Origin of the sequence: Limimaricola sp. G21655-S1 (genome assembly GCF_027213785.1) — a bacterium.
In the GTDB taxonomy this organism is placed as follows: Bacteria; Pseudomonadota; Alphaproteobacteria; order Rhodobacterales; family Rhodobacteraceae; genus Limimaricola.
The window spans coordinates 1-266 of sequence record NZ_JAPWGO010000260.1 but is presented as its reverse complement, the minus strand read 5'-3'; the positions used below and the strand labels follow the sequence as shown (position 1 = coordinate 266).

The 266-nt window shown below is 55.6% G+C and carries 1 pseudogene; it reads right to left on the bottom strand.

Annotated elements, in window-relative coordinates:
- A pseudogene (locus O4G76_RS20690) lies at window positions 1-211 on the bottom strand (hypothetical protein); the annotation flags it as partial.
- Window positions 212-266: the final 55 nt, after the last annotated feature.

Below are 266 nucleotides of genomic sequence, written 5' to 3'. Positions count from 1 at the left end.
GGCCCGTTGCCGTACCACGCACGGCGGCAGAAAACGCCGCATAGGACCAGACCTGATCGTCCGTGTTCCCCGATATCAGGATAGCGGGATGCTCTGCGCGTGCCTCAGTATGCTGCAGAACATAGGCTGCAAGATTAAATGGCACGGGGCAGGCTGGCGGGCCGCCATTGTCAAAAATGGAAAGCATGATGAAATGCCTAACCTGCGACATAAATTCGGGCAAGTGAGCGTTGCAAGGCTCTCGTCGCAGACTTATAGGGTTTTCA